This is a genomic window from Hydrogenophaga sp. T66 (assembly GCF_057219855.1).
This window is the reverse complement of record NZ_JBXVVX010000004.1, coordinates 33,974-48,232: the sequence shown is the minus strand read 5'-3', so window position 1 is coordinate 48,232 and position 14,259 is coordinate 33,974. Positions and strand designations below refer to the sequence as shown.

Annotated in this window: 13 protein-coding genes; 5 read left to right on the top strand and 8 right to left on the bottom strand. The window is 71.2% G+C overall.

Features of this window, described 5'->3' with window-relative positions; translation table 11 throughout:
* Nucleotides 1-10 precede the first annotated feature (10 nt).
* The 5 genes from AC2D80_RS13955 to AC2D80_RS13935 form a co-directional block, all read right to left on the bottom strand.
* Nucleotides 11-1,090, bottom strand: a complete 1,080-nt coding sequence (locus AC2D80_RS13955) for a TRAP transporter substrate-binding protein (protein WP_484633639.1) — start codon at nt 1,088-1,090, stop codon at nt 11-13.
* A gap of 367 nt (nt 1,091-1,457) precedes the next feature.
* A complete protein-coding gene (locus tag AC2D80_RS13950) occupies nt 1,458-1,958 on the bottom strand; it encodes an Lrp/AsnC family transcriptional regulator (protein WP_484633638.1) in 501 nt (166 codons plus the stop codon).
* A gap of 34 nt (nt 1,959-1,992) precedes the next feature.
* Nucleotides 1,993-2,307 carry a hypothetical protein gene (locus tag AC2D80_RS13945; RefSeq protein ID WP_484633637.1) on the bottom strand — a complete coding sequence of 105 codons (315 nt, stop codon included), beginning with the start codon at nt 2,305-2,307 and terminating at the stop codon, nt 1,993-1,995.
* A gap of 77 nt (nt 2,308-2,384) precedes the next feature.
* A complete protein-coding gene (locus AC2D80_RS13940; protein ID WP_484633636.1) occupies nt 2,385-4,601 on the bottom strand; it encodes a malate synthase G in 2,217 nt (738 codons plus the stop codon).
* A 40-nt stretch (nt 4,602-4,641) separates the two neighbouring features.
* Nucleotides 4,642-5,337, bottom strand: a complete 696-nt coding sequence (locus AC2D80_RS13935; protein ID WP_484633635.1) for a haloacid dehalogenase type II — start codon at nt 5,335-5,337, stop codon at nt 4,642-4,644.
* Nucleotides 5,338-5,442: 105 nt separating this feature from the next.
* On the opposite strand from AC2D80_RS13935, the gene AC2D80_RS13930 reads away from it, so the two are divergent.
* Both AC2D80_RS13930 and AC2D80_RS13925 read left to right on the top strand, forming a co-directional pair.
* Nucleotides 5,443-6,702, top strand: a complete 1,260-nt coding sequence (locus AC2D80_RS13930) for a CaiB/BaiF CoA transferase family protein (RefSeq protein WP_484633634.1) — start codon at nt 5,443-5,445, stop codon at nt 6,700-6,702.
* Nucleotides 6,703-6,715: 13 nt separating this feature from the next.
* Nucleotides 6,716-7,642, top strand: coding sequence for a LysR family transcriptional regulator (locus AC2D80_RS13925; protein ID WP_484633633.1), 927 nt, complete (start codon nt 6,716-6,718; stop codon nt 7,640-7,642).
* A gap of 10 nt (nt 7,643-7,652) precedes the next feature.
* Here the strand turns inward: AC2D80_RS13925 and AC2D80_RS13920 are convergent, their stop codons facing one another.
* From AC2D80_RS13920 to AC2D80_RS13910, 3 genes are read right to left on the bottom strand one after another with little or no spacing between them, the layout of a single operon-like run.
* Nucleotides 7,653-8,426: a nitrilase-related carbon-nitrogen hydrolase gene (locus AC2D80_RS13920; RefSeq protein ID WP_484633632.1), complete on the bottom strand. Its 774-nt coding sequence runs from the start codon at nt 8,424-8,426 to the stop codon at nt 7,653-7,655.
* A gap of 28 nt (nt 8,427-8,454) precedes the next feature.
* Complete coding sequence (locus tag AC2D80_RS13915; protein ID WP_484633631.1) at nt 8,455-10,116, bottom strand: flavin monoamine oxidase family protein; 1,662 nt, start codon at nt 10,114-10,116, stop codon at nt 8,455-8,457.
* A 16-nt stretch (nt 10,117-10,132) separates the two neighbouring features.
* Nucleotides 10,133-10,792, bottom strand: a complete 660-nt coding sequence (locus tag AC2D80_RS13910) for a LysE/ArgO family amino acid transporter (protein WP_484633630.1) — start codon at nt 10,790-10,792, stop codon at nt 10,133-10,135.
* A 128-nt stretch (nt 10,793-10,920) separates the two neighbouring features.
* Here AC2D80_RS13910 and AC2D80_RS13905 point away from each other — a divergent pair, with 128 nt between their 5' ends.
* The 3 genes from AC2D80_RS13905 to AC2D80_RS13895 are packed head-to-tail and all read left to right on the top strand — an operon-like array spanning nt 10,921 to nt 14,200.
* Nucleotides 10,921-11,841, top strand: a complete 921-nt coding sequence (locus tag AC2D80_RS13905; protein ID WP_484633629.1) for an HTH-type transcriptional regulator ArgP — start codon at nt 10,921-10,923, stop codon at nt 11,839-11,841.
* A gap of 11 nt (nt 11,842-11,852) precedes the next feature.
* Entirely contained in the window at nt 11,853-13,526 is a 1,674-nt protein-coding gene (gene argS / locus AC2D80_RS13900; protein WP_484633628.1) for an arginine--tRNA ligase, read from the top strand.
* A 14-nt stretch (nt 13,527-13,540) separates the two neighbouring features.
* Nucleotides 13,541-14,200, top strand: coding sequence for an SPOR domain-containing protein (locus tag AC2D80_RS13895; protein ID WP_484633627.1), 660 nt, complete (start codon nt 13,541-13,543; stop codon nt 14,198-14,200).
* Nucleotides 14,201-14,259 lie beyond the last annotated feature (59 nt).

Sequence of the window (14,259 nt, the reverse complement as noted above, 5' to 3'; positions counted from 1 at the left end):
TCCCACTCCCTCAGCCGCGGACCTTGAGGTGGTAAGCCTCTTCGCTCACCTCGCTCCAGCGGTCGTACTTGGCCTTGAACGCGAAATAGGAGTCGTGCACCTTCTTGACCAGCGGGTCCTTGATCGACTCGGCCAGCACCTTGTCGGTCTCGGCCTTCAGCGCCTTGATCACGTCATCCGGCAGCGGACGGACCGTCACGCCCTGCTTCTTCAGGTCCTCCATCGCGTCGGAGTTCGCCTTCTGGCACCAGCCCTCGCTGATCACGTTGCAGGCGGCGGCCGCGTTGCTCACGATGGCCTGCAGGTCCTTGGGCAGCTTGTCCCAGGCGGCCTTGTTGATCAGCAGTTCCGACACGGTCGCCGGCTCGTGCCAGCCGGTGGTGTAGTAGAACTTGGCGGCCTTCTGCAGGCCCAGGCGGCGGTCCTGGAAGGGGCCGACGAACTCGGCCGCGTCGATCACGCCGCGCTCCAGCGCCGGGAAGATCTCACCGCCCGGCAGCACCTTCACATCCACGCCCAGGTTGGCGTACACCTTGCCGGCCAGGCCGGGGATGCGCATCTTCAGGCCCTTGAGGTCGGCCACGCTCTTGATTTCCTTCTTGAACCAGCCGGTCATCTGCACGCCGGTGTTGCCGCAGGGCATGGCCACCATGCCGAACGGGGCGTACACCTCGTTCCACAGGTCGATGCCGCCGCCGTCGTAGAACCAGCCGTTCATGCCCTGGAAATTCATCCCGAAGGGCACGGCGGTGAAGTACTGGGCGGCGAAGGTTTTGCCGGTCCAGAAATAGCTGTTGGCGTGGTTCATCTCCACGGTGCCGGCGCGCACCGCGTCAAAGCCCTCGAAGGCCGGGATCAGCTCGCCCGCGCCGAACACCTGAATGTTCAGCCGTCCGTCGCTCATCTCGCGGATGCGGCGGGCCAGGTCGGTGGCGCTGCCCGGGCCGTCCATGTAGAACGGCGCGCCCTTGGGGTAGGCGCTGGTCATCTTCCAGGTGATGCGGCTTTGCGCGCTGACCACGGCGGGGGCGGCCAGCACAGGGGCGGCCACGGCGGCGCGCGACAGGAATTGGCGACGGGCGAGGGTCATGGTGAAACTCCGGGGTGGTGGGTTGAAACGCGGACGGCTGCCATTTGTCAGGCGGCTCGCCACCGCACTTTGCAACCGCTGTGCCACCCCGCGGGGTTTCGGAAGATCATTGATTTGATTGATCTTTTTCCCGAAGACCCGGGTTTGACAGCGCGCCTGTCAGCCCGGCGAGACGCCCGATCTGGGGCGTTGGCCGCTGCGGACCACTGTCGTTTGGACAGACGGCGGCGCGCTGCGTGAACATTTGTTCAGTCGCTGGCGCCGCTTGGCCACTGTGTGCATGCGCACGATGCATCCACGCCGGTCGCGCGTGAACATTCGGTCACCGCGCACCCCGCCGGTGCGGGCGCACCAGCCTGGACGGCGCTCAGAGGCGCGCGCCGCCGCGCCGGTTCTTCACCCGCGTGAGCAGCGTCTTGCAGTCCACCGACAGGATCGCCGGCCGGTTGAAGATGTGCCGGCGCACGAAGCCCTCGAAATCCTCGGGGCTGCGGGTGAGCGCGTGCACGTGCAGGCTGCGCAGGTCGCTCATGATGTACAGGCTCACCACCTCCGGGCAGTCGGCCAGTTCCTGTGCCACCGCCTCGATGTGCGCTGGCGCGACCTGGATGTCCAGGAAGGTGGAGTTCACCTGCCCGAGCTTCTCGGGGTTGATCACCGCCGCGAACAGCTCGATCACGCCGCTGGCCTGCAGCGCCTGCACCCGTGCGCGCGCGTGGGCCCGCGAGATGCCCAGCTGCCGCGCGATGTCGGCGAACGAGGCGCGGCCGTCCTTGACGAGGATGTTGAGCAGCGCGCTGTCGAGCTTGCTCAGCGCGGCCACGCCGGGCTCGGGCGCCGGCTGCGGGGTGGGGGTGGGCTCGGTCATGCCCACCCGGCGAGCAACTCCCGGGCCAGCGCCCTCAGCCCTCGGCGGACCAGGCGTCCACCAGCGCCTCGCCCCAGTCCCAGGGCCCCGTGATCACCAGCACCACCCGCACCCGGCCACCGTCGTCCGGCGCCTCGCTCAGATCGGCGTCCCACGCACCGCCGTCGTCCAGCGGACCGCGCGGGCCCGGCGCCTGCCGCCCCGCATCCTCCAGCGCCGCCTGCGCCTGCGCCCGCACCACCGGCAGCGCGTCCGGCATCACGCTGGCCATCGCCTCCCAGCTGCCGGTGCCGTCGCCGTGGTCGCAGGCGTCGAAGATGAGGTGGTCGAAAGGCGGGGTGGGAGGCATGGTGGATCGTCGTCGGGGTGCAAAAAAGCGGCGCCCCGCAGGGCGCCGCTTGTGCCAGCTTCAGATCGCGGTGGGGCTTACTGGGCCTTCACCTTCAGGCGCCAGGCGTGCAGCAGCGGCTCGGTGTAGCCGCTGGGCTGCTCCTTGCCTTTGAACACCAGGTCCAGCGCGGCCTGGTAGGCCTGGCTGGTGGCGGCGTTGCCGGCCATGGGGCGGTAGAGCTTGTCGCCGGCGTTCTGCTTGTCCACCTTGGCGGCCATGCGCTCGAAGGTGTCGCGCACCTGCTTTTCGCTCACGATGCCGTGGTGCAGCCAGTTGGCGATGTGCTGGCTGCTGATGCGCAGCGTGGCGCGGTCTTCCATCAGGCCGACGTCGTTGATGTCGGGCACCTTGGAGCAACCCACGCCCTGATCGACCCAGCGCACCACGTAGCCCAGGATGCCTTGCACGTTGTTGTCCAGCTCGGCCTGCTTCTCGGCGTCGCTCCAGCTCGGGTTGCTGCTCACCGGCACGGTCAGCAGGCCGGTCAGCAGGTTGTCGCGCTCGGCGGCTTCGTTGACCTGCTCCAGCGCCTTCTGCACGTCGGACACCAGCACCTGGTGGTAGTGCAGCGCGTGCAGGGTGGCGCCGGTGGGCGAGGGCACCCAGGCGGTGTTGGCGCCGGCCTTGGGGTGGACGATTTTCTGCTCCAGCATGGCCTTCATCAGGTCCGGCATGGCCCACATGCCCTTGCCGATCTGCGCCCGTCCGCGCAGGCCGCAGGCCAGGCCGACCAGCACGTTGTTGCGCTCATAGGCCTGAATCCAGGCGCTGGTTTTCATGTCGCCTTTGCGCACCATCGGGCCGGCGAGCATGGCGGTGTGCATCTCGTCGCCGGTGCGGTCGAGGAAGCCGGTGTTGATGAAGGCCACGCGGCTGGCGGCCGCGGCGATGCAGGCCTTGAGGTTGACCGAGGTGCGGCGCTCCTCGTCCATGATGCCCAGCTTGACGGTGCTGTCGGGCAGGCCGAGCAGCTGCTCGACGCGGGTGAACAGCTCGGCGGCAAACGCCACCTCGGCCGGGCCGTGCATCTTCGGCTTGACGATGTAGACCGAGCCTTTGCGCGAGTTGCGGATGGCGTCCTTCTTGGACTTCTTCAGGTCGTGCAGGGCGATGGTGGTGGTGACCACCGCGTCCATGATGCCTTCGGGGATCTCCTTGAGGTCCTTGGCGCCCGGGGCGCCCCACAGGATGGCCGGGTTGGTCATCAGGTGGCCGACGTTGCGCACGAACATCAGCGAACGGCCGTGCAGACGCAGCGTCTTGCCGCCGGCGGTCTGGTACTCGCGGTCGGGGTTCAGGCCACGGGTCAGCACCTGGCCACCCTTCTCGAAGGACTCGGTCAGCGTGCCTTGCAGGATGCCCAGCCAGTTGCGGTAGGCCAGCACCTTGTCCTCGGCGTCCACCGCGGCGACGGAGTCTTCCAGGTCGAGGATGGTGGACAGCGCGGCCTCCACCACCAGGTCACTCACGCCGGCCGCGTCGGTCTTGCCGATCGGGGTGTCGGGGCGGATCTGGATTTCCAGGTGCAGGCCGTGGTGCTTGAGCAGCACGGCGCTGGGCTTCTTGGCCTCGCCCTGCCAGCCGACCAGCTGCGACTTGTCGGCCAGCTTGCTGGTGCCGCCGTCGGCCAGGGCCACGACAAGTTCACCGTCCTTGTTGATCTTGTAGCCGGTGGAGCCGACGTGCGAACCCTTCTTCAGCGGCGCGCAGCGATCCAGCACATGGCGGCAGTACTCGATGACCTTGGCGCCGCGCTTGGGGTTGTAGCCGCCCTTTTTGCCGACTTTCTCGCCACCCTTGTCTTCGCTGATCACGTCGGTGCCGTACAGCGCGTCGTACAGGCTGCCCCAGCGCGCGTTGGCGGCGTTGAGCGCGTAGCGGGCGTTCAGGATCGGCACCACCAGCTGCGGGCCGGCCTGCACGGCCAGTTCGTCGTCGACGTTCTTGGTGGTGGCTTTCACCTTCTTCGGCGTGGGCACGAGGTAGCCGATGGTTTCCAGGAAGGCGCGATAGGCCTTCATGTCCGTCACCGGGCCGGGGTTGGCGCTGTGCCAGGTGTCGAGTTCGGTCTGCAGGCGGTCGCGCTCGGCGAGCAGCGCCGCGTTCTTGGGCGCCAGGTCGCTGACGATGCGGTCAAACCCCTGCCAGAAGGCGGCCTGGTCGACGCCGGTGCCGGGCAGCACCTGCTGGTTGATGAAGTCGTACAGCTCGGTGGCCACGTGCAGGCCGTGGACGGTGGTGCGGGCGGTCATGGTTGCTCCGGTGGGTGGACAAGAAGAACGGGAAGGGAAATCAGAAAAAGGCCAGCGCGTCGCGCAGGCTGCTGCCGGTGCGGGTGGGCTGGGTGTCGAGTTGTTCGAAGGGCAGGTTCTGGCGGTTCACCCAGAGCGTGCGAAAGCCGTACCAGGTGGCGGCGAGGGCGTCCCAGCCGTTGCTGCTGACGAACAGCGTGTGCGCCGGCGCCACGCCGGTGGCCCGCTCGCCCTGCGCGTAGGCCTCGGGGTGGGTCTTGAAGCGGCGCACCGGATCGACGCTGATCACGTGGTCGAGCAGCCCGTCGAGGCCCGCGCTGCGCACCGCGATGCCCAGCATGTCCGGGTCGCCGTTGCTCAGGATGCCGGTGACCACGCCGCGCGCCTTCAGGGCCTGCAGCACCTCGCGGTTTTCCGGGAAGGCCGAGAGGTGACGGTACTGGTTCATCAGCCGCGACGCGCCCTCGGCGTGGGCGGCCCAGTCGGCCCGGGCCGCGGGCACCAGCGCCTCGATGGCGTAGCGCAGCGCGCGTTCGGTCAGGTCCCAGAAGGGGCGGTAGTGGCGGCCGTCGTTGCTGGTCGTCACCAGGCGGGTGTAGTCGATCTGCTTGTCGCGCCAGAGCTGCGCCAGTCGCGCGCCCAGCCCGGGGTAGAGCTGCTCGGCCAGCAGCCCCACGCTGTACACGTCGAACAGCGTGCCATAGGCATCAAACAGGACCGCGCGCGGTTTTTCCATGCCTCGCACTGTATTTCAGACAAATCCATTCATTGATGGCCCCGATCGGCATGGATCCATGACTTTTATGTGTGTAATCGGGGCTTCGTGAGCCCGGAGCCGACCATGCCATCCACCCCATCGCCCACCGACGACCCCCCGGCTTTCGCCGGCCCCGCCCCGGAGCGGGCCGGGGCGCCGCCCGGCCCGCTGGCGGGCGTGCGGGTGGTGGAGTTCAGCCACATGGTCATGGGCCCCACCTGCGGTCTGGTGCTCGGCGACCTGGGCGCCGAGGTCATCAAGGTCGAGCCGCCGGCGGGCGACAACACGCGCCGCCTGCTCGGCGCTGGCGCCGGTTTCTTTCCGCTGTTCAACCGCAACAAGAAAAGCGTGGTGCTGGACCTGCACACCGAGGCCGGCCGCGCCGCGGCCTGGCGCCTGGTGGCCACAGCGGACGTGGTGGTCGAAAACTTCAAGGCCGAGACGCTGCAAAAGCTCGGTCTGGACCCCGAGAGCCTGCGCGCGCGCCACCCGCGCCTGATCACCGTGAGCCACAAAGGCTTCCTGCCCGGGCCATACGAACACCGCACCGCGCTGGACGAGGTGGTGCAGATGATGGGCGGGCTGGCCTACATGACCGGGCGGCCCGGCGACCCGCTGCGCGCGGGCAGCTCGGTCAACGACATCATGGGCGGCGTGTTCGGCGCGGTCGGGGTGCTGGCGGCGCTGCGCCAGCGGGACGTGACCGGCCGCGGCATGGCGGTGCAGAGCGCGCTGTTCGAGAACAACACCTTTCTGGTCGCGCAGCACATGCTGCAGTACGCCGTGACCGGCCAGCCCGCGCGGCCCATGCCCGAGCGCATCTCGCCCTGGGGCATCTACGACGTGTTCCGGGTCGCCGGGGACGAGCAGATCTTCCTCGCGGTGGTGAGCGACACGCAGTGGGCCCTGTTCTGCGACGCCATGGGCTGGGCCGACTGGCGCGACGACCCGCGGCTGGCCGGCAACAACCGCCGCGTCACCGCGCGCGACTGGCTGATCCCCGCGCTGCGCGAGCGCCTGGCCGACCGCCCGGCCGCCGAACTGGCCGCGCTGTTCGAGCGCCACGGCCTGCCCTACGCGCCCATCACCGCGCCCCACCAGCTGCTCGACGACCCGCACCTGCGCGCCACCGGCGGCCTCGTGCCCATCACCCTGCCCGACGGCGCGCGGGCCGGCGAGGTGGTGGCCACCGCGCCGCTGCCCTTCACGCTCGACGGCCATCGCCCGCCGGTGCACAGCCCGCCGCGGCTCGGCGCCGACAGCCTGGCCGTGCTCACCGCGTTGGGCTACACCGCCGACGAGGCCGCCGCCCTGTCGGTCACCGCGCCGCCCGCGGGCGCTTGAGCCGGAGCGCCGCATGGACAAGCTCAAGCAGCTCGAAACCTTCGCGGCCGTCGCCACCCGCGGCAGCCTCACCGCCGCCGCGCGCGCCGAAAACGTGGCGCCGGCCATCATCGGTCGCCGGCTCGACGCGCTCGAAGCCCGGCTGGGCGTGAAACTGCTCGTGCGCACCACGCGGCGCATCAGCCTCACGCACGAAGGCAGCGCGTTTCTCGAAGACTGCCAGCGCCTGCTCACCGACCTGGCCAACGCCGAGGCCAGCGTGAGCGCCGGCGGCGTGAAGGCCAGTGGCCACGTGCGCCTGACCGCGCCCGCCGGCTTCGGCCGGCGCCACGTCGCCCCGCTCGTGCCGCGCTTTCGCGAGCTGCATCCCGAGGTGACGATCTCCCTGAACCTCAGCGACCGCGTCGTGGACGTGGCCGGCGAGGGTTACGACTGCGCGGTGCGCGTCGGCGACCTGCCCGACTCGTCGCTGGTCAGCGTGCGGCTGGCCGACAACCGCCGCCTGTGCGTGGCCGCGCCGCGCTACCTGCAGCGCCACGGCACGCCCCAGACCCCCGCCGACCTCGCCCGCTTCGACTGCCTCACCCTGTCCAGCGACGCATCCCAGACGCGCGGCTGGGCCTTCGCCATGCCGGCCAGCGGCGGCGCCGAGCGCGACATCGTGCACCTGCGCCCCGGCGGCCCGCTGGACTGCAGCGACGGCCAGGTGCTGCACGAATGGTGCCTCGCCGGCCACGGCATCGCCTGGCGCAGCACCTGGGAGGTCGAGGCCGACATCAAGGCCGGGCGGCTGGTCAGCGTGCTCGACGACTACGCCGCACCGCCCAACGGCATCTACGCCCTGTTTCCCCAGCGCAAACACCTGGCCCTGCGCGTGCGCCTGTGGATCGACTACCTCAAGCACGAATACGGCCGGCCGGATTACTGGGCCGGGCGCTGACGGCGGCCGCTCAGGGCGCCAGCACCACCCGCAGCAGCGCTTCGCCGCGGTCGGCGAGGGCGAGGCGATGGCCGCGCGCATCGACCGCGGTGCTCAGGCCGTTGTAGGCGGTGGGGCCTTCGTGGCCGCAGGCGTTGGCGTAGGCGAGGGCGAGGCCGAAGCGCCGCGCGGCCTCGGGCAGCCGCTGGTGCTGCACGTCGTCGAAGCCGGCCATGTTGGCGGTGGGCACCAGCGCCGCGTGGGCGCCGCGCGCGGCGAGGTGGGCTAGCGGCACGTCGTGTTCCACGTCGTAGCAGATCAGGAGGCCGAGTCGCCAGCCGCGCCAGTCGAAGTCCGCGGGCGCGTCCGTGCCCGGGGTGAAACGCTGCGCGTCGGCGTCGCCGAAGAGGTGGATCTTGCGGTGCACGGCGCGCAGGGTGCCGTGTTCGTCGATGGCGGCGGCGCTGTTGAAGGGGCGGGAGGGGCGGACGCCGGCCGGGAGGCCAGGTGGAATTTCGGGCCAGCCGGTGACGATGCCCAGCCGGTGTCGGCGGGCGGTGTCCGCCACTGCGCGCAGCAGCGGGCCGTCGCCCGGTTCGGCGCGGGCGGCGATCGTGGCGGGCTCGATCAGGTAGCCGGTGAGCGCCATTTCGGGGGTGAGCAGCCAGTGCGCTCCGCCGGCGGCGGCTTCGGCGGCCGCGGCGTCCAGGCGCGCCAGCGCCACCGCGGTGCTGTCGGCCCCGTCGGCCGGCGCGGGGTGGGTCGTTTGCCACAGGGCCAGGTGCAGCGGGGCGCGGGTGTCCATGGGGTGGGCGCGAGGGTGATGGGGACGGTCAGTCCGGCAGCGCGATCGGGCCGAGCGCGGGGTAGGCCTCGCAGGGGCCGGGGTTGTCGGGGTGCGCCTGGCCGCCCAGGTGGCGCACGATGCCGGCCACCGCGTTGAGCGCGGTCTGCACCGCGCCCTCGACCCACGCGGGGGTGAAGGACACGTCGTCGCCGGCGAGGAACAGGCCGCGCTCGGCCGGTGGCAGCGCGTCCTGCAGGAAATGGCCGTACATGCGGTGGTTGTAGCGGTAGTGGCCGGGCAGGGCGCCTTTGAAGGCGCCGAGGAAGTGCGGGTCGGCTTCCCACGACACGCTGATCGGGTCGCCGATCACGTGGCGGGCGATGTCCACGTCGGGGTAGATCTTGCGCAGCGCCTCCAGCGCGAGCTGCACGCGCCGCGCCGTGGGGTGGGGCAGCATCTTGAGCGCGTCGCTCATCCAGGCGTAGCTCAGGCAGATCACGCCGGGCTGGTCGGGCCCGTTGTCGAACAGGTAGGTGCCGCGGGTGAGGCGGTCGGTGAGCGTCATGCCCATGACCGGCCACCCGTCGTCGCGCAGGTCGTTCCAGAACGGCCGGTCCACCATCACGAAGGTCTTGGACGACTGCATGTAGCGGGTGCGGTCCAGCGCCATCCACAGCGCCTGCGACAGCAGCGACTCCTCCACCGCGATCTGCGTGGTCAGCAGCCAGCTCTGACAGGTGACCAGCACCGCCGGGTAGCGGCGGGTGGTGCCCAGGGTGTCGGTCACGTCGAGCTGGCCGTCGGCGGCGCGGGCGATGGCCGCCACGCCCGGGCGCGGCGCGCCGCCGTGCAGCGAGGCCAGGCTGGTGCCCGCGCCCCAGTGCACCCGCTCGTCAGCGCCCGGCGCCAGCCGCCACAGGCCCTGCGGCACCTGCTGCACGCCGCCGACCACGAGGTGCTGGTCGTCGTCGCAGCCGGTGAGCACCACGCGCAGGATCTCCAGCATCGAGTTCGGGAAGTCCGAGTCCCAGCCGCCGGTGCCGAAGCCGACCTGGCCGAAGACCTCGCGGTGGCGGAAGGACAGGGCCTGGAAGGCGCTGGACTGGGCGACGAAGTCGTAGAAGGTGCGGTCGTCCCAGCGCGGCACGAGCGCGTTCCACAGCGCTTTCAGGCGCGGCACATCCCGCGCGCGCAGCGCATCCTGCAGGGCGCTGAAGCCCGCCCCCTCTTCGAGCGCGTCGCCCCAGGCCGTGGCCACCTCGCGGAACAGCGGCGGCAGGTCGTCCAGCGTGCGCGCGCGGTGCGTCACGCCGGCGAGGTCCACCACCGTGCAGCCGGCCGCCGGCGTGAGCGGGTTGGGAAAGGGGCGGGTGGCCAGACCCAGCCGGTCGACGTAGTGAAAAAACGCCGTGCCCGAGCGCGGGAAGCGCATGCCGCCGAGCTCGGCCACCGCGCCCGCGCCGCCCTCGAAGGCCTGCGAGCGCAGGCGACCGCCCAGGCGCGAGGCCTCGTACACCACCGGCCGGAGCCCGAGCTTCATCAGCTCGTGCGCGGCGGTCAGGCCGGCCATGCCGGCGCCCACGATGGCCACCTCGGTGCCGTGGCGTTCGCGCGGCAGCACGCCCAGGCCGGCGGGGTGGCGCAGCCAGTCGTCGTGCGCGAAGGGGAAGTCCGGGCCGAAGACGGTGAGGGGTTTCGCGGCGTTCATGGGCAGCACCGGGCGGTCAGGCCAGCGAGGCCAGCAGCCAGGCGGCCGTGCCCCACATCATGAGCGCGACCAGCCCGTCGAGCGCGCGCCACAGGCGCAGCGAGTTGAGCCGCCGGCCCAGCCAGAAGGCCGCGCAGCCCAGCACCAGGAACCACACCAGCGAACCGGTGGCCGCGCCCAGGCCAAAGGCGGTGCCACCCGCGCCGTAGGCCAGCGACGCGCTGCCGATCAGCACCGCCGTGTCGAGCCAGGCGTGGGGGTTGAGCCAGGAAAAAGCCAGGGCCGAGAGCACGGCCTGCCGGCGCGTGACCGGCGCGGCGTGGGCGGCGTGGGCCGTGGAAGGGGTCGCGGGCAGCGGGCCGGGCTGCGACAGCGGCGCGGCCACCGGCGCGCGGAAGCGCTGGAACGCCTGCCAGCCGTACACCGACAGGAACAGCACGCCCGCGCCCACGATGGCGCCGTGCAGCTTGTCCGACAGGCCGCCGAGCTGCGCCAGGCCCAGCACGCCGATGGCGATCAGCGCGATGTCGGCCAGCGCGCAGACCGCCACCGTGAGCCACAGGTGCTGGCGTTGCAGGCCCATGCGCAGCACATGGGCGTTTTGCGGGCCGATGGCCATGATCAGCGACAGGCTCAGCACCAGGCCGGCGGTGAAGGTGGGGAAGGTCAGGGTCATGGTGATGCTCGCGGGACAGAGGGCGCCTGGGTTCAGGCCATGGCGGCATGGTGCCCGTCCCACCGGGTGGATTAAAGCGATTTGACAGAAAATGAAGCTCATCAAGGTTTTCTAAACAAGCAGCACCGATGCTCGACGCCCGCCAACTCGAAGCCCTCGCCGCCGTGGTCGAAACCGGCGGGTTCAGTGCCGCCGCGCGGGCGTTGTCGGTCACGGTGGCGGCGGTGTCGCTGCGCATCAAGTCGCTGGAGGAATCGCTCGGCCAGCGGCTGCTGGTGCGGGGCAAGCGCGTCACCGCCACGCCCGCCGGGCAGGCGCTGCTGGGCCACATCAAGCAGGTGCGGGCGATGGAGACCGACCTGCTCGCCGGCCTGGCCGGCGGGCCGGCGCGCGACGGCGCGGCCTGGCAGAGCCTGAGCGTGGCCATCAACGCCGATTCGGTGGCCAGCTGGTTCCTGCCCGGCGTGGCCGCGCTGCTGCAGCGCCACCGGCTGCTGCTGGAGATCGTGATCGACGACCAGGACCACACCCACGACGCCCTCAAGCGCGGCGACGTGATGGGCTGCGTCACCACCCGCGCCGACGCCATGCGCGGCTGCATTGCCGAGCCGCTGGGCGTCATGCGCTACCGCTGTGTGGCCGCGCCGGCCGTGGTGCAGCGCTGCCGCACGCCGGGCGGCGGCGTGTCGCCGCACCGCCTGCTGGCCCACCCGGCCGTCATCTTCAACCGCAAGGACGCCCTGCAGGACGCCTTCCTCCTGCAGCACTTCGGCCTGCAGCAACCCCACTACCCGCGCCACTTCGCGCCCGCGGTCGACGCCTTTGAGACCGCCATCGAACTCGGCCTGGGCTGGGGCATGGTGCCCGAGCAGCACCTCGCGCACCGCCCCGCGCTGCAGGAACTGCTGCCCGGCGCCACCGTCGACGTGGCGCTGTACTGGCAGCACTGGGCGCACGAGCCTCCCTCGGCGCAGCGGCTGACCGCCGCGGTGAAGGCCGCCGCCGCGCGCCAGCTGCGCGCCCCCGACGCGCCCGGGGCCCCCGCCTAAAATCGCGCCCCATGCTCACCATCAAACAAGACCTGCTCGCCGGCCTGGCCGCCGAGCTGGAGTCCCTCAGCCCCGGCGCGGGCGCGCGCGCCGCCTTCGAATCGCCCAAAGTGGCCGCCCACGGCGACTACGCCGTGACCGCCGCCATGGCGCTGGCCAAGCCCCTGAAGGCCAACCCGCGCGCGCTGGCCGAGCAGTTGCGCACCGCGCTGCTGGCCCGCCCGGCCTACCAGCGGTGGGTGCAAGACATCGAGATCGCCGGCCCGGGCTTCATCAACATCCGCCTCCAGCCCGCCGCCAAGCAGCAGGTGGTGCGCGAGGTGCTTGCCGCCGGCGCGGCTTTCGGCCGCCAGCCGGACCACGGCCAGCGCCTCATGGTCGAGTTCGTGTCGGCCAACCCGACCGGACCGCTGCACGTCGGCCACGGCCGGCAGGCCGCGCTGGGCGACGCGATCTGCAACCTCTACGATACGCAGGGCTGGGCGGTGCACCGCGAGTTCTATTACAACGACGCGGGCGTGCAGATCAACACGCTGGCCACCTCCACCCAGCTGCGCGCCCAGGGCAAGAAGCCCGGCGATCCCGGCTGGCCCGAGGCCGCCTACAACGGCGACTACATCGGCGACATCGCCCGCGACTTCCTCGCCCGGAAAACCGTCAAGGCCGACGACCGCGAGTTCACCGCCAGCGGTGACGCCAACGACCTCGACGGCCTGCGGCAGTTTGCCGTGGCCTACCTGCGCCACGAGCAGGACCTCGACCTGCAGGCCTTTGCGGTGAAGTTCGACCACTATTACCTGGAGTCCAGCCTGTACACCAGCGGGCGCGTCGAGGCGGCGGTCAACCGGCTGATCGCCAACGGCAAGACCTACGAGCAGGACGGCGCGCTGTGGCTGCGCAGCACCGACTACGGCGACGACAAGGACCGCGTGATGCGCAAGTCCGACGGCTCGTACACCTACTTCGTGCCCGACGTGGCCTATCACATCGCCAAGTGGGAGCGCGGCTTCACCAAGGTCATCAACATCCAGGGCACCGACCACCACGGCACGATCGCGCGCGTGCGCGCCGGCCTGCAGGCGGCTGACGTCGGCATTCCCGCCGGCTACCCCGACTACGTGTTGCACACCATGGTGCGCGTCGTGCGCAACGGCGAGGAGGTCAAGATCAGCAAGCGCGCCGGCAGCTACGTCACGCTGCGCGACCTGATCGACTGGACCAGCAAGGACGCGGTGCGTTTCTTCCTGCTCAGCCGCAAGCCCGACACCGAATACACCTTCGACGTCGACCTCGCCGTCCAGCAGAACAACGACAACCCGGTCTACTACGTCCAGTACGCCCACGCCCGCATCTGCTCGGTGCTCGACGCCTGGGGCGGCGACGTGGCGGCCCTGGCCCAGGCCGATCTCGCGCCGCTGGACAGCGCCCCGGCCCAGACGCTCATGCTGCTGCTGGCGCGCTACCCGGCCATGCTCACCGACGCCGCGCGCGACTTCGCGCCGCACGACGTGACCTTCTACCTGCGCGAACTGGCGTCGGCCTACCACAGCTACTACGACGCCGAGCGCATCCTGGTGGACGACGACACGGTCAAGCGCGCGCGGCTGGCGCTCGTCGCGGCCACCGCGCAGGTGCTGCACAATGGCCTGGCCGTGCTGGGCGTGAGCGCCCCGCGCAAGATGTGAGACCGTCGCTCGCCATGAAGAAATCCCCCGCTTCGTCGTCCGCCCGCCGCGCCACCGGCGGCACCCTCATTGGCTTCGTCGCCGGCCTGCTCGTGGGCCTGGGTGCCGCGCTGGCCGTGGCGGTGTACGTGACCAAGGTGCCGGTGCCCTTCGTGGACCGCGGGCTGTCGCGCGACGCCGGCGCCGAGCAGCGCGAGGCCGAGCGCAACAAGGGCTGGAATCCCAACGCGTCGGTCGGCGGACCGGCCCCCGCGCCCGCCGCCCCCGGGGCCGCCACGCCACCGGCCGCCCCGCCCGCCACCGACGCCAAGGCCACCGATCCGAAAGCCCCGGCCGCCAAACCCGCCGACCCGCTGGGCGAACTGATGCAGCAGAAAACCGGCCAGGCGCCGGCCGCCGCCACGCCGCCCACCGCCGCGGCCGGCCCCGGCGCCGATCCCTTCACCTACTTCGTGCAGGCCGGCGCTTTCCGCACCGCCGAGGACGCGGAAACCCAGCGCGCCAAGCTGGCGATGATGGGCATCGACGCGCAGGTCAGCGAGCGCGAGCAGAATGGCCGCACCGTCTACCGCGTGCGCGTCGGACCCTTCACGCAGAAAGCCCTGGCCGAACTCACGCAGGAGCAGCTCACCGGCAACGGCATCGAAGCCGCGCTGGTGCGCGTGCAGCGCTGAGCCGGCGGGAACTTTTCCGCGGCGTCCGCGCCCGAACCCAGTCCTTCCCCGGAGAACCG

Coding starts and splice junctions, on each gene's coding strand:
- AC2D80_RS13895 (WP_484633627.1), top strand. CDS start 13,541: ATGAAGAAATCCCCCGCTTCGTCGTCCGCCCGCCGCGCCACCGGCGGC.
- AC2D80_RS13955 (WP_484633639.1), bottom strand. CDS start 1,090: ATGACCCTCGCCCGTCGCCAATTCCTGTCGCGCGCCGCCGTGGCCGCC.
- AC2D80_RS13920 (WP_484633632.1), bottom strand. CDS start 8,426: ATGGACACCCGCGCCCCGCTGCACCTGGCCCTGTGGCAAACGACCCAC.
- AC2D80_RS13905 (WP_484633629.1), top strand. CDS start 10,921: ATGCTCGACGCCCGCCAACTCGAAGCCCTCGCCGCCGTGGTCGAAACC.
- AC2D80_RS13950 (WP_484633638.1), bottom strand. CDS start 1,958: ATGACCGAGCCCACCCCCACCCCGCAGCCGGCGCCCGAGCCCGGCGTG.
- AC2D80_RS13940 (WP_484633636.1), bottom strand. CDS start 4,601: ATGACCGCCCGCACCACCGTCCACGGCCTGCACGTGGCCACCGAGCTG.
- AC2D80_RS13910 (WP_484633630.1), bottom strand. CDS start 10,792: ATGACCCTGACCTTCCCCACCTTCACCGCCGGCCTGGTGCTGAGCCTG.
- AC2D80_RS13930 (WP_484633634.1), top strand. CDS start 5,443: ATGCCATCCACCCCATCGCCCACCGACGACCCCCCGGCTTTCGCCGGC.
- AC2D80_RS13945 (WP_484633637.1), bottom strand. CDS start 2,307: ATGCCTCCCACCCCGCCTTTCGACCACCTCATCTTCGACGCCTGCGAC.
- argS (WP_484633628.1), top strand. CDS start 11,853: ATGCTCACCATCAAACAAGACCTGCTCGCCGGCCTGGCCGCCGAGCTG.
- AC2D80_RS13935 (WP_484633635.1), bottom strand. CDS start 5,337: ATGGAAAAACCGCGCGCGGTCCTGTTTGATGCCTATGGCACGCTGTTC.
- AC2D80_RS13925 (WP_484633633.1), top strand. CDS start 6,716: ATGGACAAGCTCAAGCAGCTCGAAACCTTCGCGGCCGTCGCCACCCGC.
- AC2D80_RS13915 (WP_484633631.1), bottom strand. CDS start 10,116: ATGAACGCCGCGAAACCCCTCACCGTCTTCGGCCCGGACTTCCCCTTC.